The 24,880-nt window shown below is 59.4% G+C and carries 13 protein-coding genes; 3 read left to right on the forward strand and 10 right to left on the reverse strand.

What is annotated here, in order from left to right:
• Positions 1–84: 84 nt before the first annotated feature.
• Both HY011_16405 and HY011_16410 read left to right on the forward strand, forming a co-directional pair.
• Positions 85–3,315: a TonB-dependent receptor gene (locus tag HY011_16405; GenBank protein ID MBI3424516.1), complete on the forward strand. Its 3,231-nt coding sequence runs from the start codon at positions 85–87 to the stop codon at positions 3,313–3,315.
• Between the two features lie 434 nt (positions 3,316–3,749).
• Entirely contained in the window at positions 3,750–7,586 is a 3,837-nt protein-coding gene (locus HY011_16410) for a TonB-dependent receptor (GenBank protein MBI3424517.1), read from the forward strand.
• 264 nt (positions 7,587–7,850) lie between these two features.
• Here the strand turns inward: HY011_16410 and HY011_16415 are convergent, their stop codons facing one another.
• The 8 genes from HY011_16415 to HY011_16450 all read right to left on the reverse strand — a co-directional run bounded on the left by HY011_16415 (position 7,851) and on the right by HY011_16450 (position 19,759).
• On the reverse strand, positions 7,851–8,267 hold the full coding sequence (locus tag HY011_16415) for a DUF420 domain-containing protein (GenBank protein MBI3424518.1): 417 nt from the start codon (positions 8,265–8,267) through the stop codon (positions 7,851–7,853).
• Between the two features lie 3 nt (positions 8,268–8,270).
• Positions 8,271–8,930, reverse strand: coding sequence for a cytochrome c oxidase subunit 3 (locus HY011_16420; GenBank protein ID MBI3424519.1), 660 nt, complete (start codon positions 8,928–8,930; stop codon positions 8,271–8,273).
• Between the two features lie 123 nt (positions 8,931–9,053).
• Positions 9,054–12,293 carry a TonB-dependent receptor gene (locus tag HY011_16425; protein ID MBI3424520.1) on the reverse strand — a complete coding sequence of 1,080 codons (3,240 nt, stop codon included), beginning with the start codon at positions 12,291–12,293 and terminating at the stop codon, positions 9,054–9,056.
• 454 nt (positions 12,294–12,747) lie between these two features.
• Positions 12,748–14,622, reverse strand: a complete 1,875-nt coding sequence (locus HY011_16430) for a PD40 domain-containing protein (protein ID MBI3424521.1) — start codon at positions 14,620–14,622, stop codon at positions 12,748–12,750.
• A gap of 15 nt (positions 14,623–14,637) precedes the next feature.
• Positions 14,638–14,952, reverse strand: a complete 315-nt coding sequence (locus tag HY011_16435) for an EF-hand domain-containing protein (GenBank protein MBI3424522.1) — start codon at positions 14,950–14,952, stop codon at positions 14,638–14,640.
• A gap of 26 nt (positions 14,953–14,978) precedes the next feature.
• Entirely contained in the window at positions 14,979–17,645 is a 2,667-nt protein-coding gene (locus HY011_16440) for a hypothetical protein (protein ID MBI3424523.1), read from the reverse strand.
• Positions 17,646–17,898: 253 nt separating this feature from the next.
• Positions 17,899–18,540 carry a hypothetical protein gene (locus HY011_16445; protein ID MBI3424524.1) on the reverse strand — a complete coding sequence of 214 codons (642 nt, stop codon included), beginning with the start codon at positions 18,538–18,540 and terminating at the stop codon, positions 17,899–17,901.
• A gap of 10 nt (positions 18,541–18,550) precedes the next feature.
• Positions 18,551–19,759 carry a DUF3500 domain-containing protein gene (locus tag HY011_16450; protein MBI3424525.1) on the reverse strand — a complete coding sequence of 403 codons (1,209 nt, stop codon included), beginning with the start codon at positions 19,757–19,759 and terminating at the stop codon, positions 18,551–18,553.
• Positions 19,760–20,614: 855 nt separating this feature from the next.
• Between HY011_16450 and HY011_16455 the strand changes: the two genes are divergently transcribed.
• A complete protein-coding gene (locus HY011_16455; GenBank protein ID MBI3424526.1) occupies positions 20,615–22,093 on the forward strand; it encodes a sulfatase-like hydrolase/transferase in 1,479 nt (492 codons plus the stop codon).
• A 71-nt stretch (positions 22,094–22,164) separates the two neighbouring features.
• Here the strand turns inward: HY011_16455 and HY011_16460 are convergent, their stop codons facing one another.
• Positions 22,165–22,872, reverse strand: a complete 708-nt coding sequence (locus HY011_16460; protein MBI3424527.1) for a hypothetical protein — start codon at positions 22,870–22,872, stop codon at positions 22,165–22,167.
• Between the two features lie 238 nt (positions 22,873–23,110).
• The gene (locus HY011_16465) at positions 23,111–24,403 is read right to left on the reverse strand and encodes a Gfo/Idh/MocA family oxidoreductase (GenBank protein ID MBI3424528.1); all 1,293 of its coding nucleotides are present in this window, start codon (positions 24,401–24,403) and stop codon (positions 23,111–23,113) included.
• Positions 24,404–24,880 lie beyond the last annotated feature (477 nt).

The raw sequence follows: 24,880 nt of genomic DNA on the forward strand, positions 1-24,880 counted from the left end.
CGTCAGTAGCAAAATCCCGCCGCCGCACTAAACAGTTGGCGCATGGGGCCGACACGAAGTCAAAACCTTCCACTGGAGATCGTCATGAAAAACTATGCATTCGCTTTCATCTTGCTGCTGACGGCAATCACCGCCTCCAACACCGTAACGGGGCAAACCCCTGCGGCAGGCGTGACGGGCCGCGTGACTGACGCCAATGGCGCGGTTGTGGCCGGCGCGACGATCAAGGTCACCAATCTGGACACCAACATCAGCCAGCAAACGGTGACGAATGAAGCCGGCGATTTCGTCTTGCCTTATCTGAACCCCGCCAGTCATGCGCTCGAAGCGCACGCCAACGGCTTTCGCGCGTATCGGCGCGACAGTTTCACGCTGGCGGTCAGCCAGGTCTTGCGCATAGACATCCGCCTGGAAGTGGGCGCGGCGACCGAGACCGTCAACGTCACCGATACGCCGACGGCGCTCAACACCGAAACCGGCACGCGCGGCGAAGTCACGACCGCCGCCGAGGTGGCCGAGTTACCCCTGGATGGGCGCAGCTTCAGCGACCTGGCCTTGCTGACGGGCGGCGTGATTCCGCGTGGCGATGGCGGCGACGGCTCGTTCGCGGTGAATGGCGGGCGCGGCGACAACACGGGCTTTTTGCTGGATGGGATGAACAACACGCAACGGCGCAACACGGGCGCGGTCATCAATCCGCCGCTTGAGAGCATTCAGGAATTCAAAATGCTGACCTCGGGTTTCTCGGCGGAATACGGGCGTTATGCGGGCGGCATGCTCACCGCCGTGACCAAGAGCGGCAGCAATCGCTTTCACGGCGCGCTCTATGAATTCATGCGCAACGATGTGTTTGACGCCAAAGGCTATTTCGACCCCGAACGCTTGAAGCTGCGCCGCAATCAATTCGGCGCGACGGTTTCGGGGCCGGTCTGGATTCCGAAAATTTACAACGGGCGCAATCGCACCTTCTTTCTGTTCGCCTGGGATTCGCTGCGGCAGGTTGACGGCAATGCTGAACGCGCGTTGACGCCGACGCCGGAAATGTTGCGCGGCGATTTTTCCAAAGTCACCGATGCCGCTGGCAAACCGCTGGTGCTGACCGACACGGTGAACAAAGTGCCGTTTGCGAATAACCAGATTCCGCTCAGCCGCATGGACCCGGTCGCGCTGAAACTGCTCAAGTATTTCCCCGCGCCCAACCTAAGTAGCGGCCCGTTCAACTTTGTCACACAAGGCAATGCGCGGTCTTCTTTCGACAGCTTCAGCGCCAAAATTGATCACACCCTGAGCGACAAAGACCGCTTGACGGCGGGCGCGTTCTGGCGCGGGCGCAGCACCTGGACGCCTGTCAACGGCAGCCGTTCGCCGCTGCCCCTTTTCGGTTCGTCGAATACGCCGAACGAAGTGCTGACCTACATTCGTTATCTGCGCACTTTCACGCCGACGATGTATCTGGAAGCGAGCGCCAATTATTCGCGCCGCGACAATCGCGAGGTCTGGCCTTACAGCGCCGACAACAGCGACTGGGCGGCGGAAACCGGCTTCAACGGCGGCACGAAAAATCCGATCGCGGCGGGGCCGCCTTACCTGGTCTTTACGGGCTACCTGCCGCTTGGCCCGGCGTATGACATTCCGAAAATCTGGGCCTTCAACAACTATCAATACGCGGGCGCGCTGACTTGGATTCGCGGCAAGCACTCGTTCAAATTCGGCGCGGACTTTTTGCGCATGCAGTATTTCTCGCGCAGTTACGGCGACACGCGCGGGCGCGTCAATTTCCTCGGACGGTTCAGCGGCAACCCCATCGCCGATTTCCTGCTAGGCTGGATTGACAGCGACCGTCGCCAATTGGACGCCACCGGCCCCTATCATCTGGTCTCGAATTACGCGGGCTATGTGCAGGATGATTGGAAGGTCAGCCGCAACCTGACGCTGAATCTCGGTGTGCGCTATGACTTGATGAAACAGCCGAAAGAGAAATACAACGCGCTGGCCGAATTCATTCCCGCGCTCGGCAAGATTGTCGTCGCGGGCACGGGCCAGTTATCCGAAGCCGATTTCAACGCGCGCATCGCGGCGGCGAACCTGACGCCCTACATCGTCAAAACCGCTGACGTGGGCTTGCCCGACACCATCGTGCGCACCGACAAGAACAATTTCGCACCGCGTTTCGGCTTTGCCTGGCGCGTCTTCGGCAATAACAAGACGGTGCTGCGCGGTGGCTACGGCATCTTTTACGGCTCGAGTTCGCTCTATCGGATGGACGAATACAACGACACCTATCCGTTCGGCGTGACCGAAACGTTCAGCCGCGTCACGACCGATCCGCGCCGTTTGACGCTGTCAAATCCGTTCCCGACCGACCGGCGCGGCTTCAGCGGCGTGACCAGCAGCTTCGGGCAGGAAAGCACTGCGCCCGTCAATCAATACACGCAATCGTGGAGCCTGGCGCTGGAACGCGAACTTGGTCGCGGCACCGTAGTCGAAGTGGCGTATGCCGGATCAAAGGGCACGCACTTGCAACGGCGCTACGATTTGAACCAAGCGGGCCGCACGCAGGCGACCAGCACCATCCGGCCCTATCCGGCCTTCAGTTCGATCAACATTATCAACGATGGCTCGAATTCGATTTACAACTCCGGCCAGTTGACGGTGCGGCGGCGGGTCTCAAAACAGCTCTTCCTGCGGGCTTCTTACACCTGGTCGAAATCCATTGACGAATCGTCCAACACGGGCGGCACGATTGCCTTCAACTTTTCCGCCGCGCAGGACTCGCGCAATTTGAAGCTCGAACGCGGGCGCTCCGATTTCGACATCGGCCACGCCTTTGCGGGCAGCTTCATTTGGTCGCCGACGTTCTCGAAACACTGGCTGGCGCGCGATTGGCAATTGGCGGGCACCAGCAATATCTACAGCGGGCAGCCCTTCACGCCGCGCGTCGCCACGGTGAATTTCGCCAACGGCGAAGCCACGCGCCCCGACCGCCTGGCTTCCGGCAAAGTAGACAATCCGACCGTAGACCGCTGGTACGACCGCAGCGCCTTTGTCGTCGTGCCGACGGGTTCCTATCGCTTCGGCAATTCAGGCCGCAACATTCTGGACGGCCCCGGCACCGTCATCATCAACACTTCGCTCTCGCGCCGCTTCCGCTTTGGCGAAAGCAAAGCTTTTCAATACCGGCTCGAAGCGTTCAACCTGCCCAACCATCCGAATTTCGGCTTGCCGGAAAATAACGTTGACGTGGCGACGGCGGGTACGATCAAGCGGGCCAAGAACAGCCGCAATTTGCAGATGAGTTTGCGGCTGGAGTTTTAAGGCCAGACTGGTGAGGTTGAGCGGCGGCGTATCAATTCAACAGGTCGGCCAGCGGCGTTCAGCGGTTCGCCCAAGCGAGTATCGCTGAACGTCACTGACTTTTTAGATCGGTTTTCACTGCGGTGGGCGGAAAACACCCGCAGCGGGACGGTACCGCGCGCGTGAGCAAGCGGAGGTTTAACGGTTCAACCAATGACGCAAAATTGATGCGCCGCTTGCTTACGCGCGCGGTACCGTTCCAGCATTACCTGGCAACCGCAAGCGCCATTACAAAAAGCCTCTGCTGACAACAGCCACAATGCCGATTGATGGTTGGCAAAAACATTATCAAGTGGTAAAACCAATTCCCAATCAATCCAGGAACGGCTTGACCTGAGTCATCTGCACGAATTTGGTCAGGCCGGTAGCGCAGACCCATTCACGAGGAAAACAAAATGACGAGCCTTGGAAAGAATCCTTTCGGCGCAGCGGCAGGCAGCTTGGCCGTGCTGTGTGCCATGCTTTTGTGCGCTGGCAGCGCGTTCGCCCAGATCAAATCGGGTGCGATCACCGGCACCGTGACTGACCCGACGGGCGCCGTCATTCCCGGCGCGACTGTCACTGTCATTAATGCCGAAACCAATGTTTCGACTACCGCTGTCACCGATGCGACAGGCAATTTCAACGTGCCTTATCTCGCGCCGGGCACGTATACGGTCAACGTCGAAAAAGCCGCGTCGGGTTTTTCGCGCGCCAGCCGCACGGGCGTCAACGTACTGACCGCGCAGACCCTGCAACTCGAAATCAGGTTACAGGCGGGCGCGACCAATGACACCGTGACCATCACGGCGGATGCGGCAACGCTGCAAACGACCAGCGCCACTGTGGGCGGCAGCGTCAACGAACGCGTCGTGCAAACGCTGCCGAACATCACGCACAACCCTTTCTCGTATGTCGCGCTGCAAGCGGGCATCACGCCGCGCGGCGCGTTTAACAATACGCAAAGCACGACCTCCTTCGGCATCGGCATTGACGGACGGCGGCAGGCTTCGGCCATCGGCATCAATGGCGGCTCGGCCTTCTCAAATGACATCGTGCTGGACGGCGTCAGCGTGCAAGGTTCGGCCTGGAACGAAGTCGCCGTGCTGCCCAATCAGGACGCGCTGCAAGAGGTCAAGACGATCACCAACAATTACTCGGCGGAGTATGGCCGCGCCCAAGGCGTCGTCATTTTCACGACCAAAGGCGGCAGCAATGATTTTCACGGCACGGGTTTCTATCGCATTCGCAACGAAGCGTTGAACGCCAATTCATTCAGCAACAACGCCCAGAACATCGGGCGTGGGCCGTTCAAGTCGCACACTTACGGCGGCACTTATGGCGGACGCATCCTGCGCGACCGGGCGTTTTTCTTCGCCAGTTACGAAGGGCTGTATTTCAACCGCAACTACGATTATTTGAAGACCGTGCCAACAGCCAAGGAACGCGCGGGCGATTTCAGCGAGACTTACATCAACGTCGGCGGCAAGCCGGTGCCGATCAAAATCTTCGATCCGTTCAACGTGACGCGCGTCGGCACGACTTCGCAATACACCCGCGCGCAGTTTCCGACCTTCACCGATGCGGCGGGCTTGGTGCATACCACGGCGCTGCCCACGACGCGCTTGAACGCGCAGGGGCTGGCGTTGCTCAAAGCCTATCCGCTGCCCAACCGCACGCCGGACGACGTGTTTAACAACAACAACTTTTTCAATCGCGGGCTGCAAACCTTCCGCAAAAACAACGTCAACTCGCGCGTGGATTGGAACTGGCGCAACCATAATTTCTATTCGACGGGCGGCCTTCAGATGGGCAACATTCAAACGCCGCGTTCGTGGGGCGGCGACAATCCCTATTACAGCCGCAACGAATTCGTCGGCAATAAGCAGCCGGACAAGAATCCGTACATCTCCATCGGCGATACCTGGTCAATCAAACCGTCGCTGGTGCTCGACGTGCGTTTCGGCGTCAATCGCATTCACAGCGACAACGAAGCCGATGCGTTCAAAGATTTCGACTTCAATCAATTCGGCATTCCCAAAGAAATTCAGGCGTTGGATTTGACGGGCGGCTCACCGCCGACCTTCCAACCCGGGCGCGTCAGCGATCTCAGCTTCAACATGTTTCTGCACAAACGCGAACGCCAGACCAATTCCGATTTCAACGCCAGCATGACCTGGACGCACGGGCGCTGGACGCACAAATTCGGCGGCACTTATCGCGTCTTGTTGTCGAATTACAATGACCTGTTTGATTCCGTCAACATCGTGACGGGCGATCAATACACGCGCGCGAACATCAATGCCGACGGTTCGACCACGGGCTTGCCCGCCACGCCCGACGCCACGTACAACGGCCTGGCGCTCGCTTCGGTGGCGCTAGGCGCGGGCTTTTTGGAAGTGCGTTCGGGCTTCACCGTGCGGCTGGCGCTGGCGCAAAAGTATCAGGCGCTTTACACGCAAAATGACTGGCGCGTGAATGACCGGCTGACCTTGAATCTGGGTCTGCGTTACGACATCCAACCGGGACCGACCGAGAGGTTTAACCACATCAGCTCGATTGACCTGAATCAGAAAAACCCCTTCGGCACGGCGGGCAAGGTCATTTTCCCCGGCGCCAATGTTGACCGGCGCAATATGTGGCCGACCGAATACACAGACTTCGGCCCGCGTTTCGGCGTGGCCTATCAACTGCGGCGTTCGCTGGTGCTGCGCGGCGGTTACGGCTTGACCTTTGTGCCGTCGAACACGGGCTACAACGACGGCCCGGGCTTTTATGGCGCGGGGCCGTTTGCGCCCGCGACCATCACGTCGAATCTGAACGCGGGCAACAACTCATCGCCGTATGGGACATCGCCAGCGGGTGTGCTCGTGGCCCCGTTTAACAGCCTTTCGATCAATACCATCGTGCAACCGACGGGCACGAACGAGAGCGATCCGGGCATTTACGGCGGCCTCGTGCGGCGCTTCCCGCAGGATTACAAGAACGGTTATGTGCAACAGTGGAACGCCATCTTTGAACAGAAGATCGGCAACAACTGGATCGTCTCGGCGGGCTACGTCGGTTCGCACGGCAGCCGTTTGCAAGTGACCTTCATCCCGATCAACAGCGCGCAACTGGTGGATCAGGCGTTGCTCAGCGATTGGCGCAACACCTACATTCAAAGCAACGGGGCGACGAATCCTTCGACGCAGCAGGTGCAGAATCCCTGGCAACCGGCGACGGGCGCGTTGATTCCGTTCGGCGCGGGCAACATCCGCAACCGCACGATTCAGCGCATCGAAACCGCCTTCCCCTATCCGCATCACGGCAACAACATTCACCTCACGGTCGGCCAGTCGGATTACCACGCCATGCAATTGCAAGTGACGCGGCAATTCTCGAGCGGCCTGCAATTCAACGCGCATTACACCTGGTCGAAGCTGCTCGAAATGAGCAACTACAACGCGCAAAGCAACAACGGCTATGCCGACAGCAACGCCAATTACTTTGCCAACATTCGCCCCGATCTGTACCGGACGAATCGCAAGCCTTCGACCAACGACCTGCCGCACCGCATCGTGGCCTCGTGGGTGTATGACATGCCCATCGGCGGCGGCAAGCTGCTGGATTTGAAAAACAAGGTGGCGAACGGCGTGCTCGGCGGCTGGCGGCTGGGCGGTTCGGCTTCGATTCAGAGCGGCCTGGTTTCGCAAATTTCCGGCGGCGCGACGAATGCGATTAACGGCCTGCCCGATTTAGTGCCGGGCGTGGACTTCGAGGTACCGAAGGCCTTGCAAAAATGGTACGACGGCAAAACCTCGGTGACGTTGCCGAGCGGGCGCGTCATCACGCCCTGCAATCGCTGCTTCCTGAAATACAACATTGACGCTTTCGCCGGGCGCGTCGCGACCACGCCCAACGGTGCGCAGGTCGCGGACTTGTTCTGGTACGGCACGTCGGCGGCGGGCTTCAGCGCCATCCGCTCGCCGCTCACCTGGAACAGCAACCTCGCATTGGAGCGGAACATCAAGTTCGGCGAACGCTACGCGCTGAACCTGTCGGCGCAGGCGACCAACGTGTTCAACCACACGCAGTTCCGTTCGAGCATCAACACCAGCACGGGCGGCACGGTGTTGCCCGCGACGATCACGGCGAATCCGACGCAGAATTTGAAGGTCGGGCAATTGCAAAGCTCCGGCACATTTGGCACCTACGGGCTGACGACGAATGACCCGCGCCAGATCGAGATGGTGCTGAAGTTCAGGTTCTAAACCTACACCTGCTTTAACCGACAGCGCCGTGAGCAAGCCGTGTGCGTGCTCGCGGCGCTGTCTTTTTTGTGCGGGAAAGCGCCGAGCTTAGATCGGTTCGCAATTGCGTTTACGGGAGCGCGTTGTGCCGGGACGATACCGCGCGCGTGAGCAAGCGGCACGTCAAGCTGACGCCCTTGGCCGAATCGCACAGGCTCCGCTTGCTCACGCGCGCGATACCGTCCCGCTGCGCGGCTTTTCCCATACACTGATGTGAAAACCGATCTAGTACATTCGGTAAAGCATCAGGTAAACGATGACGCCGGTCACTGACACGTACAACCACAGCGGCAGCGTCCAGCGCGCCAGTGCTCTGTGCCGCGCGAACTCGCCTTTTAACGCCCGCGTCAACGTCAGCAGGATCAGCGGCACGATGGCGGCGGCCAGCACCGTGTGCGTCAGCAAAATCGTCAAGTACACCAGACGCGCCGCGCCCAGCCCTTGAAACTTCGTCGAGCCGTGATGGTAGTGATAGAAGAGGTAGGAGATCAGAAACACCGTCGAGGTCAGGAAGGCCGCGCTCATACAGGCCCGATGCGCGATGATGTGTTTGCGGCGAATTTGCCAATACCCCAAAGCCAAAAACGTCGCGCTCGTGGCGTTCAAGCAAGCATTGAGCGCCGGCAGATCAGCAATCGTCATAGTTCAATTCCAGAGAAACAACATTCCGAATAAAAACAACCAGAGTGCGCCGATGAAATGCCAGTAAAGCGTCGTGGTATCCATCGTCGCGCGCCGCCGCAGCGTCGTCCAATCGCCGAAGCTGTTTTTGACGACCAGATAAACCAGCGCTAGCAACCCGCCGAAGAGATGCGCGCCGTGCGCCCCCGTAATCAAAAACGCCAGCCAGGCGCGTTTGTTGACGGTGGCAAAAAAGCCCGCCGTTGAAAGTTGCCGCAATCCCAACGCTTGCACGCTTAAAAAGAGCAGCCCCAGCACCATCGTCAGCCCCAGCCAGCGGCTGAAATCCGTTTCGCGCCGTTGCCGCAGGGCGCGCCGGGCGGCTTCGAGTGTGCCGCTGCAACCGAGCACGAGGCCGGAACTGAACCAGAACAGGCGCGGCGTCGTGAGCGGCGAATGTTGCGCATCGAGCCAGACGTAAACCACGACCAGCGTGATGAACAGCATCGTCACCCAGATGAGCGTCAGCCACATGGCAATGCGATAGCCTTCGGGTGGCGGCTGGCGTTCGCGTTCAGGCTTGCCGTCATTGCCGCCGCCATATTGCGCCAATTCACCAGCACCGCCGCCGTCACCTCCCTGCTGCAATTGGTGCTCGTCGGTCTTCGTCAGTGTTACTGCCAAACTTAAACTCCAGTGCCAGCTTGTGATTTTTGTATCCGTAGCCCGGCCACGAATGCAGTGAGACGACTGCTGGGCATGAGTAGCGCAACCTGCCGAGTGCGCTACTCATGCCTGAAGCGCCTTTTACCAGTTATACCGGATGCCGAATTGCATCTGGCGCGGGTCGGCTGCCGACGTGAAACCGAGCGGCGCGGTCGGTTTCTGATCGGCGCGTCCGCGCAGGCTGTAATCGGTCAGGGGCGTCGCGCCTGTGGTACATACGCTGGGCAGACCATTGGCGACACAGGCTCCGCCGATGGTGTTGTTGATGCCCAGAAAGTTGACGCGGTTGAAAAGATTGAAGCCTTCGACGGTCAGTTCCAGATAGCGGTTCTCTTTGGCAAAGAAACGCCGCGCCAGGCGCAGATCGAAGCTATAAAACGCTTCGCCCTTGCCCGTGTTACGGCCCGCCAGACCCGGACGGTCGCTCTGTGAACGCCCGTCGCCATTGGCGTCAATGCCGAGCAACAGGTTGAAGGGCCGCCCGCTTTGTGCCACGACAATCGGGGCCAGCAACCAATCTTTCAGGAACGGATTGTCAAAGGTGCTCAGAATCACCGCCGTCGCCACAAAGCGATGGCGTTGATCGAACGAAGACAGCGCGCGATCCAGCCGCAGGTTGAGCGGATTTTGCGCCGAGAAATCGCTGTTGAAATCGGTCACCTCGTCAATCGCTTTGGACAAGGTGTAATGCGCGTTGAGGCTGAAGTTTTTGGCGAAGCGCTTTTGAATTTGCGCCGTGAAGCCGTGATAAAAACTATCAGCCGTCGTGTCATACACATTATCCTGGAAGCGCAGCGGGTTGCGGAAATCACTGGTCAACCCCGCCGCCGTTTGCGCCGCCGTCGGGAAGCGAATAAAGGACGGGCCGCCGAGCGGATTGAGCGGATTGACCGGGCCAGTTTGCTTGAATTGGTTGATGTCGCGGTTGCGGGCGACGTGCAAACCGCGCGTGTACAGGTAACTCAATTCCAGCGAGAAACCCGCGCCCAGATCGCGCTGTGCGCCCAGGCTGGCTTGATAGGTCGTTGGGTTGCGGTAATTCGGCCCCTGGCGGAAGCGTACTTCCAGCGGTTTGCCCGGCCCCGGCGACAGACTGATCGGCGCGGCGGTGATGTCAGCGAGCGCAATGGTGCGTGTTCCAATGATGCCGCGCGCCAGCAGCGTCTGGTACACGGTGAACGAAGTCGGCAAGCCCAACGCATTTGAGGTGGCCGTCGCCAGCACGATGTTGATGTTGCCGGGGTCGCCCATGCCGCTCAACTCAGTGGTCACGTTGGCCACCGCGTTGTTGAGGAAGCCTACGAAAATGCCCGCGCCGCCGCGAATCACCGTTTTGCCGTCGCCTTTTGGATCCCAGGAGAAACTGGCGCGCGGTTGCCAGTCGCGTTTGTAGGTCGGCACGAAAAACGGTTCATCGTGAACGTCATAACGCAGCCCATAATTGAGCGTGAAATTGTTGCGCACCTTCCAGGCGTCCTGCGCATAGACGGCGTAGCGGTTCGTCCAACTGTTCGCCCCCGCATCGCCGAAGCCCTGCTGATACACAATCGGCAGGTTCAGGTTATACGACTGCAAGGCATTGATCGGCGCGCCCAACGCGGGCAGCAGGCTCGGTTGATTGGCCGTCAGATACGCGCCAATGGCCGTCGCCACGGCTGGGCCAAGCGCCGGGTTCAAGGCGATGATGTTTGAGAGCGGGATCGCCGCGCCGAAATTGAAGCGCCCGCCAAAGAAGGTTTCGCTGTTCGTCGTGATGCGGTGGAAGAACGCCGAGCCGCCCAATTTCCAGGTATGGTTGCCGGCAATCTTGGTGAAGTTGTCGTAAACGTCGTAATGCCGTTCGATGGTTTCGGAGGGCAGGAAAATGTCGCGCCCGAAGAAGCCGAAGCCTTCGATGTTGATTTCCGGCCCAAACGGATCGTTGGTGAAAAAGCCCGTGCGCGTGTAGCTGTATTGCGCTTTCAATTCGTTCAACGCCGTTGCATTGAATTGATAGTTGTGCGACGCGACTACGCCGCCATTGAAGCCGTCTATCTTGCGCCCGCGCGAGACCGCCGTCAGCGCGCCCGCCGCCTGATTTTCAAACTTGCCTTTGGTGACGTTGAAGCGCAGATAGCCCGTGCTCTTGTCGCTGAAATTGTGATCGAGGCGTGTCGAGAATTGCGTCTGCGATTCATCGAAGGGGAATTGGCCGCTGGCGCTGTTGAACAGTTGCAAGGTACGCGGATAGGCCGCTGCCGTCGTCGTCAACGCCGCGCGCAAGCCCGCCGCCACGGGCGCGAATTGCGCTACACCGCCCAAATAGTTGAACAAGGCCGTTTGCGAGGCCGTTGGTTGGAAGATCGTCGGATCGCTCGCCAGATTGACGAAGGAGGTGCGCGTTTGGCTGAAGCGTTCGACGGCGGCAAAGAAAAAGGTCTTGTCTTTATTGACCGGGCCGCCGATGGAGCCGCCGTATTGTTGGCGATTAAACGGCGACTTGCCGTTCGGATTGAAATCGAAAGCGTTGCGCGCATCGAACGTCTTGCTGCGGAACAGGCCGAAGACGCTGCCGAACAATTCGTTGCGGCCCGATTTCGAGACGATGTTGACGACGCCGCCCGACGCGCCGCCGAATTCGGCGCTAAAGCTGTTGCGCACGACCTGAAATTCTTGCACGCCTTCCTGGCTGATGGTGGCTTGCACGCCGCCCGATGAACCGAGCGTTTCAGCCCCGTCCACCTGCACCATATTGCCGCGCCCGTTGTTGCCACCGAACGACAGACCCGATTGCGGCGTTTGCGCGACGCGGAAATCTGAAGAGTCGGCGATGTTGTCGGCATCCACCACGCCGGGCGTCAGCAAGGCGTAATCCAAAAAGTTGCGGCGGTTGATCGGCAGGTTATTGATCTGGCGCGCTTCGACGGTGTTGGACTGTTCGGAGCGCTGGGTTTCGACGACCTCGGCACCCGCGACCACATCAATTTTGACTTCGACGCCGCCGGTGGTGAGTTTGATGGGCACGCTGGCTTGCTGGCCGACGGTCAATTCAACTTTGGTGATGCCGGTGGCGAAACCGGAGGCTTCGACTTTCAATTCATAGAGGCTCGGCAGCAAGCCGATGAACTGGTAATGGCCCTCGCCGTCGCTATTCGCGGTGCGGATGGTGCCTTTGCTTAAATCGGTGAGCGTGATTTTGGCATTGGGAATGGCGGCTTCGGTGCTGTCAGTCACTTGACCGCGCAACTCCGCCAGTGAACCGGAGGCTTGCGCCCAAACCGGCATGGAACCGGCTAGGCACGTCAGCCCTAGCAACATCATCAGTCTTAGTTGGTGTCTCATTGCGGATTTCTCCTTCGTTGGATCGTTCATTTTAGGTGCTTCGTTAAGCGGTGCAGGCTGGCATCTTATCGGTAGTGAATTGTTAGAAGCAACCGGTAAGGCAGTGGGCGGACTTGCGATAAGTTTTTTGGCTTGTCATTACCATAAACTTTTGCTTCCTGTAAAAAATCCGGTGATGACAATGTAGGGGCAGACCTGGGTGTTGCCCCGGTGGCAGCAGACGGCATCGCAGGCCGCAAAAGCGACCGGGGCAGACACTCAGGTCTGCCCCTACATTGTCACCGAAAAATTTACCGGAAGAACTTTTGCGTTTAGCGATTCCTGCCTTTTGCCTGAAAGGTCCCAGGTTTGATTTGATTGCTGTGTGGTGGGGCGACAACACGTCACCGCTGCTGGCGCGTGTAACGTAAAGGTACGCGCTGACGCTGACGCCTTGCCCGCTGCAAAATGAACGCTAAGGGCGCTCTACCCTCGGCACAAAACACGGCATCGAGTCTTCCCAAAGACTGTCCGTAAGTTGCCGTTTCTCTGTCCCGTCAGCCTTCATCATGAAAATCGCGCCATAGGGCTGAAAGGTATTGTCATAGTACGCGGCTTCTTCCTTGAAGCCCGCTTGCCCGCTATTCCACAGCACAGATTTGCCATCGTCGCTCCAGACCGCGTGCGCGTCATTGGCGGGCGAGGTGGTCAGCCGGCGCAATTCGGAGCCGTCAGGCCGGATGGTGAAGATGTCGAAATTCCCGTCATCGAGTTTGCGCGTGAACACGATGCGCTCGCCGGTAGGTGACCAGTACGGCACATTGTCGTATGCGGTGGTCAGCACCCGCACCGAGCGGTCGGCCAGATTCAGAATGCGCAAGCCCATTTCCTTCGCGCCCCACACCCGGTAAACAATTTGTTTGCCATCCGGCGCATAGCTGGGAAACCCGGCGTTCGGCTCTCCCGCAGTGAGGTCTTGCACGTCGGTGCCATCCCGGCGCACCAGCATTAGCTTCGCGGGTTTCTGATTGCGCTCCTGCAAAAATCCGCCGAAGCCAAACACAATCGTCTGTCCGTCCGGTGACCAGCTTGGCGCAAAGGCCGATCCACCCTGCGCCGGAAAGGGCCGAAACTTGTTGCTGCCGTCCGCCTCCATAATCGCAATCGAGGAATCCACGTTTTTATCCGTCACGACCAATTTGCCGTCCTTGCTGAAACTGGGGAACACGTCGGTGTAGCGGTATTCGTAATTGGCGTCCCAACTGTAAAGCAGCTTATTTTGCGGTCGGGGTTTGAAACTCACTTGCTCATAAATCACGGTCTTGCCATCGGGCGACCAGGCTGGCGCGCGCAGTTTTCGTTTGACCGCCGCACTGCCGCCTGTGTAACTGAGTCCTTCATTCGGCCCGGCTTTGATCAGATAGCCAATCGTTTCAGCAGTCAGAAACTGAGGCGCGACTTTCAAGCCCGGCCCACTTGTACGCTCGACCCGTTCGCCCGTCGCAACGTTGACTGAAATAATCTGTGAAGTCGTTGCGTTGACCAGGCCCGGCCAGTGCGCCTTCCAGGTCTCTTCGACCGGGAGTTCATAAAACACAAGCTGCTTGCCATCGGGCGACCATTTCGGCGCGCCCGCACTGAGGCCGGGTTGTGTGATGCGGCGCAGCCCTTTGCCGTCGGGCTGAACAAGGTAAATGCTCAACTCCTGAACATGCTCCCAGCCGCTGCCGTTGCTGTGCCCTTTCCATTCGGTATTGCGGTCAGAGGAAAACGCGAGCCATTTGCCGTCGGGCGACCACGACGGGCGGAAAAATCCATTCGGCTTGGCCGGGTCGCCTTGTATGCCCGTTTGCCCAGTCAGATTGCGCAGCCGCCGCGTCTTGAGATCGAGAATCCAGATGTTGGCTTTGTAATTGCCACGGCTGGAAACAAAGGCGAGTTGCGTCCCGTCTGGCGACAACGTTCCCTGATCGTCCACCGCCGGACTGTCGGTCAACCGCTCCAGTCCCGTACCGTCTGGGTGAACGCGGTAAAGGTCAGCCTGCCCGTCACCGTTGCGTTCGGAAGTAAACACAATCCACTTGCCATCCGGCGCATATGAAGCGTGATAATCGAAGCCGGAACTCGCCAAGAGTTTGCGTTCATTCGTCCCGTCCGCATTGGCGACATAAAGCTCGGATGCCGCAGGGCCGATGCGATTCATCAGCATGACGCCCTTTTCATTGGCGGCGCTTTCTTTTTCGCTGGGCAGGAACTTGTGGTGTCGCCAGCGTGTGGCTTCGACGAATCCCGTGAAGCCCGCCAGTACGAATAAAAACAGCATTCCGATGATAAGGTTTCTGATCTTCATGAATTTCTCTTTCCCCTAGCGATGCTCATCGCGTTCCTTGCGCCGTGCGGCTTCGCTTTGCGCTTCGGCCAGCTTGCGCAGTTCGTCTTTGCTCAGCACGCCGTCTTGATTGGCGTCGCCGCGCGCGAACAATCCCTGCATGCGTTCGGACACTTCGTCCTTGCTGAGTTGGCCGTCGCCGTTGCGGTCGAATTCGAGCAACTCTTTGACGATCTCATCCGGCGTAGGGCCGCTGGGGCCCGGTTTTCTGAAGACCCTGAAGGCAATGAAGGCAACGATACAAACGACGCCGAGCGCCGCGAGCAGGCCTAAGACATAGCGCTTTTTCATGTTCGTCACTCGTCTGCTTACCCGGCTTATTTGAAATTGACGGTCACGGGATTCGCGGTTTTGCCGTCCACGCGCACCGCCACGTCTACGTTGCCGCGTCCGGCGAGCGCGCGCGGCAGGCGCAGGTTCGCTTGATCTACGCCAATCAAATCGCCCTGCGCGCCGGCAAAGAGCACCTCGGCGTTTGTGCCGCCAATCGTCGCGGCGACTGCCGCCGGCGCGCTGCGCTGGCGAAAGCCTGTGCCAAAGGCGACGAGAAAGACCTGATCAGTCGCCGCGCCCAAATCAATCGGCACGGCTTCGTAGCGATTCGTGGTCGTATCAAAACGCGCGACCGTTTCGTAGCTTTGCGCGCCATCGGCTTTGACGCGCAAGATCGTCGCGGCAGGCAGGCCGCGTCCGCTGGCATCCGCGGTGAACAAGCCCGGCGCAACCGGCGCGATTTGCAGCAAGCCCGCCGCAACCACGTTACCGTTTTGTTTGATCGTGACGGAGCCTTCGCCAATGGCCGCGCCCGCCGGAACTTGATAGTTGATTTGTCCGGGCGAAACGAAAAAGAGCGGCGCGAGGCGTTCGACGCCCACTACGTCTTTGACCGCGACCGTGACGCCGCCGAGCGTATCGGGCAAGGGCAACGCATTCGCCGCCAACGTCGCGGTTGAGAGATTTGCGCCAAAGCCCGCCACGATGGATTCCGCCGCGACCGTCCCCAGCGCATAACTCGCGGCAGAGACGCTCGCCACAGCGGGCGCGCTGTTCGTCACCGTGCCGAAGACGGTGAACTTGAAGGCGGGCGTGACGCTGACGCCCGCCGCACCCGCAGAGTTAGCTTCCTGAATGTACCAGCGTCCATAAAGCGTCGCACCCAGCAAGGCGGGATTGTTCGGAATCGCCAAACCGATTGAGCCGAAACCATTGTTCGCGCCCGTGCCCTCCAGCAACAACGAAGCGCGCGCGAACGATGCCGAGGCGGGAATCTCAGCCTGCGCGCCGGGGTCGGCGCGATCAATCACGAGCGTGGCCGTGGCGCCGCCGGTCGCGTTGTAAACGCCCACCGTAAAATGCGGATTGCCCAACACGGGCGGTTCGACGGCGACGGCTTGCGGAATTCGTCCGTTGGTGGCGGCCAGTCCCGCGCCGGTGATTTGCGGCACGCGCATGGATTCGGCGTAAAGCAGCGGACGATCAAAGGGCGGCAGTTCCGCTGCGACGCGCGGGTCAGTGAGCGGGTGTTTGAGAAAGGCGACGAGATCGGCCTTTTGCTGCGCGGTCAGATTCCGGGGGCGAATCTCGTTGCGGTTGGTGTTCGGGCCGGGAAAGTCGCCGCCGCGATTGTAAAACTCGACGACTTCTTCCAGCGTGTTGAAGCGTCCGTTGTGCATGTAAGGCGCGCGCAATTCGACGTTGCGCAAACTCACGGCGCGAAAGCGCCCCAGATCGTTCTGGTTATTCGTCACCGCGAAACGCCCGGTGTCTTCCGCCGACGGGCGCACGCCGGTGTTCTGCAATTGATCGGTACCGAACAGCGGCGCGGCGTGACAATCGTTGCAGTCGTTGGCATTGAATACCTGCCGGCCACGCGCTTCCTGCGCCGTCAAGTCGCCGACATCCACCGGCGCGCGGTCGGAATTGAGCGTGCGCTCATAACTGGCGACGGCCATGGCGATGCGCACGGGCGTCACCTCAGAGGTGCCAAAAGACTCGTTGAACAATTCAGGATAACTGCGTTCGCCGATCCACGCGGTGAGCGCGGCAGGGATGGATGGCGCGAGTGCGAGCGGTTTGACGGCGGCTATACGCGAGGCCACGTCGCTCCAGTTGCGGGCGGTGTGCGCCATCTCTACGTCACTGACGGGCGGCCCTAGTACTTGGCTTTCGAGCGCGGCTCCGGCGGCCAGGAAGATGTTACTCGACAGCGGGTCGCGGAACACCTGCGATGCGCGGCCTTCCCAAAACAAAGCATTGGGATACGCGGCATTGACGAACGACATGCCGCGGCGTCCCGTCACTTGTTCGCGCAAGCCATAAACCGGCGACCAGGCATAGTTGCCGCTTGCCTGCGAAAGCGGCACGCCCGGCGAACCTTGAATGTCATCGGCTGTGCCAAACACCTTATCCGCGCCCGGCTGCGTCGCGCGTGTGTTGTTGAGGGAACGCAGATCGGCTCCGCCATTGAGCGCGTGATGGCAGGTGCCGCAAGCCACCGTGCGCGTCGAAGAAAGTTGCTCATCCCAAAACAACACCTTGCCCAGCGCGGCTTTCGTCGCCGTCACAGGATTGCCCGCCGGAGCCGTGGGCGGATTCAACCCGGTCGTCGTGCCGTTCGCGCGCGTGCCGGTGTCTGACACGCTCAAGCCGCTCGCGCCCTGCGCATTCTCGGCGCGCACCCAATAAAAATAGCTTTGCCCCGCCGCCGCCGCCGTATCGAAAAACAACGCCTCGACCGTCGTGCCGAGGCTCGCAGCCGTCGCCGCATCGTTCGTGGTATTGCGCAAGACCTGATAGCGCGTCGCATTGCGCATCGTGTCCCAACGAAGGCCGACCTTGTTGTTGTAGGCATTGTCGGAAGCCTCTACGCCAGTGGGTGCGGCGGGGCTGCCGCCTTGGCCGTGAACGGCGGCGAGCGGCCACAACGCCCAGGCGCAGCCACACGCGAGCAAAAACAGCGTGAGTGTCAGTTTGATTTTTTGCATAGTGAACCTCGTTCCAAGCGGTTGCGAAAAAGATGTAAGGGCGCTTCGCGGAAACAGCGCTTAGCCTCGGCCTTTTGCGCAGTCATCCAAGCAAGCGAGACCCGGACGAAGGAGTGGATGTCCAAGCAATAAGCTGCAACCGTCAGGCCAAAATCCCGGCTTGTCGAAATTGCCGAATTCACCGGGGAAATCAGGAATTCTTGCGCCACAGCGCCTGCACATCGTGGCGAAAACCGACAGTGCAGCGCGTATGTCAAGCCCGACCTGTGGCGAAAATGCGCCAGCGTGAAAGTAACAGTACCAGACCCAGCGCCAATGCCGACAGCATCAGCCAACGCCTCGCCAACGACGAAGCGGCAGGCGTGACGCGATAATCCAGCCGCAACCCTCGTTGCAACACATCGCGCTGTTGCCCGGTGATGGCGATTTCGCGCGCCGCCGGAACCAGCGCATTCACCAGGTAGCCGCTGAATTCAGGCACGTGGTCGTTGCGAAAATTCAGTCGCTGATTACCCGTGCTGCTCAACGCCGTCGCCGCCGTGAATGTCAGCCGCAGCGTGCCCAGCCCTTCGTTCATGGTGGCGCGTGTGGGGAATTGCGCTTCGGCCAGCGTCAGTGGTACGTGCTGTTCATTGATGCTCAGTGAGAGGTCTTGCAAGACACGTTGCGCGTAAGCCTGCTCTTCCGCCGCTGAAATTTGCCCATCGCCATCAGCATCCATCAACACGAAGACGCGCTCGGCCACCTGCGCGCCGGGGATCAAACGCAATTCGATACGCACGCCGTCGGGTGCCAGCGCGATTTGCGCGACTTGCAGATACTGATCGAGCACGTGCGCCGACACTGTTAAGTGCCAGGCGCAGGTGCATAACAAACACAGCGCCAATCGTTTCATCGCTTCACCTTCATCGTTTGACCAGGCGGGCGCCGTAATCGTTCGTCGGGTCGCGGTAAATCGTATGGATGTGTTCGGTGTCGCCTCTTTGCGGCGAGAATTCAATCAGCAACGTCGGCCCTTGAATACGGAAGTACGCGCCGCTGCCCGGCGTCGTTGGCCCGCTCCACGCAAACCAGGTGTCATTCAGGTTGGCTTTGATTTCAGCCATCTTCGCCGCCGCCGCTTCGTCGTTCAGAATGCCGACCCATTCATGCGCAATGTCCAACAGCTTCTCTTTTTGCGCGGCATTCAGCGCTGAACCCTTGATGCCTTCGGGTTGAATCGTCTTGCCGTCTTCGCCCGGCCCCAACACCATATCGCCCATCTGATAGGGCAGAATTGCCTGCTTTTGCTGCGCGGCGTCGAGCGCGTTGATGAGCGCGAAACCTTTGTCGTATTCGCGGCCCAGCGGTCGCACCGTCTCGCCATTCAACTTGTAAGTCGCGGGTTGCGCACAAGGCAGACTGGGCGTGAGCACATTGCTTTTGCCGACGACCGTCACATTGATCGCCAGATGATGGCCGCCGAACTGAATCATCCAGGGGTCAGTCAACGAAGGCGCGCCGAGCAACGCCAGATAGTATTCATCGTGGCTGAACATCAATCCTCCACCTCCTGGGCCGCCTGGCCCGCGCCCACCCGGTCTGCCACCTTGCGGTGGGCCGCCACCCGGAGGCGGGCCGTCGCCGGGTCTGCCACCACCCGGCGGGCCGCCGCCTGGAGGGCCGCCAACCGGGCCGCCGCGCGGCCCCATCCCGGAAGTCTTCAGGGCTTCATCACCTTCCATAATGTCTTTCACTTTTTGTAGCCCCGGTTTGCTCAGGGCGACAGCCAGCAACTTCATCACGGCTTCGCGTTGCACGGGCGTAAGATCACCCAGGCGCAAGCCGTTGCGTTGAAAAATCCCGCTCGGAAAATTCGACCATTTGGATTTCTGGTCGCTGTTAAAAGCGAAGTTGACTTTGGCGCGTCCGGCATCATCGAGCGTCGCCAGCAAGGCTTTGGCCGCCGCGACGGTCTTGCCGGTCGTGTCGCTGGCCTTCGCCGGTTCGACGCGCAACGGCGGGGCGGGCGACGTCGGGATTTTTTGCGTCCGCTGTTGCGCTGCCCGCAACACCCAACCCGCGAAAAGCAATGCGCACAAACACAACCCTGTCACAACAATTTTTCGTTTCATCGAAAGCTCCTTCTTGAAAATGGTTTTTCTGGCGACCGTCTTTCTCAGTACTGTGGACATTTTGAGAGGATCACACTCATGTCAGAACACTTTTGCCTACGAAAGCACAATCGGTATGCGGATGACGCGCGTGACGCGGATTTTCGCGGATTTTTTTTCAGCATGGATCCGCGTTGATCCACTGCCTCCGCGTCATCCGCGTACCTCTGCGCACTTACTTTGAAATAGCTTCTCCCTAAAGCCTATTTTCTCCCACAAGAAACATACACAACATTGCTGTTTGCAGTTCGTTTATTTTTTATGGGTGGCTGGCGAATGATGTTTGCCAGGTCAACGTTGCGGCTGCTGTGTTAGCACGCCGCACCAAATTAATCGAGTTTCGGCGCTCCGTATCAATATGGCGGGGTGCCGGGGTGACAGGCAAGCCGGTGTGAGTTTGTCGCTATCGTCCAATACGTGGTTCTTCAAGCCCGCGCTAACGGCCCCGTATTCGTGCCAGCAACGCCAGCGCTATTGCCTTCCGGCACGGTTTTTCGCTACATGGCACCGGCATTTACGCTGCATCCAGCGGCGCAACAATGAAGTGAAGAGTGTGCGTAATTCAGCAGGCCGCGAATCTGGCTCCGTAGGATCCCAATGTTTATAGAACCCACGTGGTTATTGCTCCCAAGCTCCGTAGGAGCGACATCTGATACATGCCGCTCCTACGGAGCTTGGGAGTAGCGGCTCAACGAAGCTATAAACATGCCGCGCCGCTGGCGCTAAAACCGTTGAAAACACAGGCCGTGAATTACGCACAGGCTTCAATGAAGTAACCCGCGCTGAATCAAAGCCCAACAAGCAAAGCGTTCCACTATGAAACATCTCTTTCGATTGGCAATCGTGGCATCGTTCTTGGCGCTGCCGGTTTCTTTGCCGGCGCAGACCGCCGCCCAGACGACCAAGCTCAACGTCCTGTTTCTATTCGCCGATGATATGCGCGCCGACACCATCGCCGCCTGGGGCAATCCGCACATCAAAACGCCGAACCTCGATGCCTTGGTGCGGCGCGGCTTCAGCTTGCGCGGCAATTATGTCTTCGGCGGCAACAACGGCGCGGTCTGTGTGCCCAGCCGGGCGATGCTGATGAGCGGCAAGACGTGGTTTCAGATTGATGCCCCGACGCTGAATGGTGTGCGCCTGCTGCCGGAACTCTTGGGCGAAAACGGCTATGTCACCTTTGGCACGGGCAAGTGGCACAATGGGCAGCCGTCGTGGCTGCGCGCCTTTCAGCGCGGCAAGACCATTATGTTTGGCGGCATGTCCGATCACACCAAGGTGCCGGTGCGCGATCTTGGCCCCGACGGCAAGCTGACGGCGGAGCGCGTGGGGGCGAAATTTTCGAGCGAACTCTTCGCCGATTCCGCCATTGAGTTTTTGCAAAACCATGACGGCAAAAAGCCCTTCTTTGCCTATGTCGCCTTCACCGCGCCGCACGATCCGCGCCAGCCGCCGCTCAGTTACCGCGAGTTGTACTATCGCAGCCTGCCGCCGTTGCCGCCGAATTTTTTGCCGCAATTACCTTTCGACAACGGGATGGTGAAAGACCTGCGCGATGAAAATCTGGCCGCGTGGCCGCGCACCGAAAAGGTGATTCGCGCTCAACTGGCCGAGTATTACGGGTTGATCACGCACATGGACGAACAGATCGGGCGCATTCTGGACGCGCTGCAAAAATCCGGGCAGGCCGAGAACACGCTCATCCTCTTTGCCGCCGATAACGGCCTGGCGCTGGGCAGCCACGGTTTGCTGGGCAAACAGAATGTCTTTGAGCACAGCATGCGCACGCCGCTGATTATCGCGGGCCCTGGCCTTCCCAAAGGCAAAACGACGCGGGCCTTCACCTATCTGTTCGACATTTTCCCGACGCTGTGCGACGTGCTGGGCGTCGCAGCGCCAACGGATTTGGCGGGCGAAAGTTTGCGCCCGTTGTGGGAAGGTAAAAAGCCGCGCGTGCGAGACTCAGTGTTCCTGCCGTTTCTCGACATTCAACGCGCGGTGCGGGACGAACGTTGGAAGCTGATTGCGTATCCGAAAATCGGCCATCTGCAACTCTTCGATCTGCAAACCGATCCGCATGAAACCAGGAACCTGATTGAGCGCCCGGAAAATGCCCCGCACGTCGCACGCTTGCGGGCTTTGATGAAACAGTGGCAGACGCGCGTCGGCGATATGCTGGCTGTGCCAGCGGAAAACAAACCGCCTGCCAAAATTGACCTGACCGGGCAGCCGCGCCAGCCCGATCAATGGCAACCGGATTGGATCGTGAAAAAGTATTTCGGCGCGGAGCAATGAGGCTGAGGCAAGCCAGGGGCAAACTTGGTAGACGGGCCTGACACACAGGTTCGCCCTTGCACTTTGAAAGGCTACTTTGTTCCCGTGCCTACCTGCGCCCAGGTCTTGGTCACCACGGGTTTGATGATCGCCGCGAATTCCTCGTAGGCGGGTTCCAGAAAATGCAGCTTGTCGGGTTGGTACAGTTCCAGGCGCGGCTTGCCGTCTTTGAACAGCACCGGATTGACGTCAATGAACCCCAGGCGTTTGTCGCTCTCGCAATACGCTTTGATCAGCGTGTTGGCCGCGTCCACCACGGGCCACTTGTCTTCTTTTTGCGGGGCGCGGTTGATCGAAACGAACAGGATGCGCGTTTGCGGCAAGCGCACACGCACGCGCGTGACGAATTGCCGGAAGCGGTCAGCGATGGCCTGGGCTTTGTGATTGGCGTTGATGTCGTTGCTGCCGCAGTAATAGACAATCACTTTCGGCTCGTAAGGCAAAACGACCTTGTCCATGTGGTACAGAATGTCGGACGTTTGCGAACCGCCGAAGGCGCGATTGAAGACCGGCAACGGCGCCATGTGTTCTTGCAGTTTGGCCCATTGGCGAAAGATGCTGCTGCCGATGAACAGGATCGCGCCTTTGGGCGGCGGGTTGGTTTTGTCGGCCGCGAGAAAGGCGTTGATCGCCTCGTCAAAGCGCTCGCGCGCCGCATTGGCCGCCGCATCTTGCGCGTGCGTGGGAGGAAGCAGAGTGAAGAGGAACAACAGAATGAACCAGCGTCGTGTGATGTTCATAACGTAACCTCAGTTGGAGAAAAGTGACTTTGTTGGGATTGATCAGCCACCACTATTGGCGCAAACAATACTCGCCCACAGCCATTCCGTCGAGGGCGCGCGCCTGCGAAGGATGCGGCCCCGGCGGCTCGTTGGGACGGTACCGCGCGCGTGAGCAAGCGGCGCGTCAACCTTACACCCTTCGCTGAACCGCCCAAGCTCGGCTTGCTCACGCGCGCGGTACCGTCCCGCACCGGCCTTACACCTGCTCCAGCTTCCACGGCTGGCGATAGGGCCGCGCCAGCATTCCATTCGCTTCTTTATCGCCGACGAATTGCTCTGTGGCGGCGTCCCATTGCAACGAACGCCCCAGCCGCGTGGCGATATTGCCCAGGTGGCACAGCGTCGCGGTGCGGTGTCCTTCTTCGACATCGGCTACGGGCCGCTGGCGGCTTTTGACGCAATCCAGGAAGTTGCGCACGTGCAGGTTCGTGGCGTCCTTCACCACCGCTTTGACATCCTTTGCGGGCACTTCCGGCTGTTCGTGCTTGCGCCAGGTTTCGGGCAGGATTTGATAGCCGTTGCGCATGATGCTCAGGCTGGCCTTGGTGCCGTGAAAGACCAGGTATTCGTCGCGTAAGCGGTTGACCTCGCGCCCCGACCACGAAACCACGGCGGTCGGGAAGTTGTACAACACCTCTTGCACATCGGGTGTCTGGCCGCCGTCTTTGATTTCATACCGCCCGCCAAAGGCCGTCACTGCCGTCGGCCCTTCGGCGCCGAGCACCCAGCGCGCGATGTCCAGATTGTGCGCGCCCCAGTTGGTCATTTGCCCGCCGCTGTAATCCCAGAACCAGCGGAAATGATAGTGACAACGAAACGGGTCGTAGGCGGCGTAGGGCGCAGGCCCCAGCCACATATCCCAGTTCAGCGTCTTCGGACATTCTTTGCTCGGCCCCAGGATTTCTTCAGGCTTGAAGCCGGGCATGGCGTTGCGCGTGTACCCGGCGCTGATCTTGTGCACCGCGCCGATGCCGCCTTCTTTGATCAGTTTGACGGCCTCCTGGTAATGCGGCCAGGAGCGTTGTTGCGTGCCGGTCTGCACGACGCGGTTGTATTTGCGCGCCGCCTCGACCATCTTGCGGCCTTCGTAAACGGTCAGCGAGAGCGGCTTTTCGCAATAGACATCCTTGCCCGCCGCACAGGCCAAGATCGTCGGCAGCGCGTGCCAATGATCGGGCGTGCCCACGAGCACGGCGTCCACGTCTTTCATTTCCAGCACCCGGCGAAAATCTTCGTGCTGTTTGGGTTGGTTGTTTGCCGCTTTGGCCGCGCGTTCCAGGTAAGGCTGAAACACATCGCACACCGCCACGGCATTGATGTCGGGCTGTTTCAGGAATTGATTAAAGACGGATGTCGCGCGGTCGCCGCAACCGATCACGCCCAGGTTGACGCGATCATTCGCCCCGCGCACGCGCATGGCGCTCAAGGCCGTGCCCGCGCTGGCCGCGAGCGTCGTTTTGGTAAAAGCTCTTCTGCTCAACTGTCTCATTGCTTGATTTCCTTGAAAGAAAGGGTTGTAAAGTGCGCCCAGCAAGGTAGCGCGTTTTGTTTGTTTGGAAAACTTGTAGACGCCAAGCAGCACCGTCAAGTCACCTAAAAACTGCCGCTGGTGTAGCGCAACCCGCCGAGGTTGCGCGGCTTTCGCAGTTATAGGCTTCAAGAAAAAGAATTGCCGCAGCAAGCTCCAACGGAGCGTCAGCCAACAGCCCAGGGTGAAACCCTGGGCTGTTGGCTAGTCGTCCCTTTGGGACTATTCGGAAATTCTTTTTCTTAAAAACTATACAAGCATGGTTCCAGCATTCGACTGCCGTTAGCCGCGCAACCTCGGCAGCATTCATTTCTACACAAGTCTACCGGCTCCGAGAAAAGCCCTGAAAGGGCGTAATTCAATAGCCGTGGGCAACGCCCACGGAACGGTTCGGGAAGAATTTTCGGCCCTGCCGGGGCCGCATTCGACGTCGAGTCC

The sequence above is a fragment of the Acidobacteriota bacterium genome (genome assembly GCA_016196035.1).
GTDB lineage: Bacteria > Acidobacteriota > Blastocatellia > RBC074 > RBC074 > JACPYM01.

Excerpts from the sequence above, each read along its gene's own strand:
- HY011_16410 (MBI3424517.1), top strand. The coding sequence starts at position 3,750 with ATGACGAGCCTTGGAAAGAATCCTTTCGGCGCAGCGGCAGGCAGCTTG.
- HY011_16450 (MBI3424525.1), bottom strand. The coding sequence starts at position 19,759 with ATGAAACGAAAAATTGTTGTGACAGGGTTGTGTTTGTGCGCATTGCTT.
- HY011_16425 (MBI3424520.1), bottom strand. The coding sequence starts at position 12,293 with ATGAGACACCAACTAAGACTGATGATGTTGCTAGGGCTGACGTGCCTA.
- HY011_16405 (MBI3424516.1), top strand. The coding sequence starts at position 85 with ATGAAAAACTATGCATTCGCTTTCATCTTGCTGCTGACGGCAATCACC.
- HY011_16465 (MBI3424528.1), bottom strand. The coding sequence starts at position 24,403 with ATGAGACAGTTGAGCAGAAGAGCTTTTACCAAAACGACGCTCGCGGCC.
- HY011_16460 (MBI3424527.1), bottom strand. The coding sequence starts at position 22,872 with ATGAACATCACACGACGCTGGTTCATTCTGTTGTTCCTCTTCACTCTG.
- HY011_16440 (MBI3424523.1), bottom strand. The coding sequence starts at position 17,645 with ATGCAAAAAATCAAACTGACACTCACGCTGTTTTTGCTCGCGTGTGGC.
- HY011_16415 (MBI3424518.1), bottom strand. The coding sequence starts at position 8,267 with ATGACGATTGCTGATCTGCCGGCGCTCAATGCTTGCTTGAACGCCACG.
- HY011_16430 (MBI3424521.1), bottom strand. The coding sequence starts at position 14,622 with ATGAAGATCAGAAACCTTATCATCGGAATGCTGTTTTTATTCGTACTG.
- HY011_16455 (MBI3424526.1), top strand. The coding sequence starts at position 20,615 with ATGAAACATCTCTTTCGATTGGCAATCGTGGCATCGTTCTTGGCGCTG.
- HY011_16445 (MBI3424524.1), bottom strand. The coding sequence starts at position 18,540 with ATGAAACGATTGGCGCTGTGTTTGTTATGCACCTGCGCCTGGCACTTA.
- HY011_16435 (MBI3424522.1), bottom strand. The coding sequence starts at position 14,952 with ATGAAAAAGCGCTATGTCTTAGGCCTGCTCGCGGCGCTCGGCGTCGTT.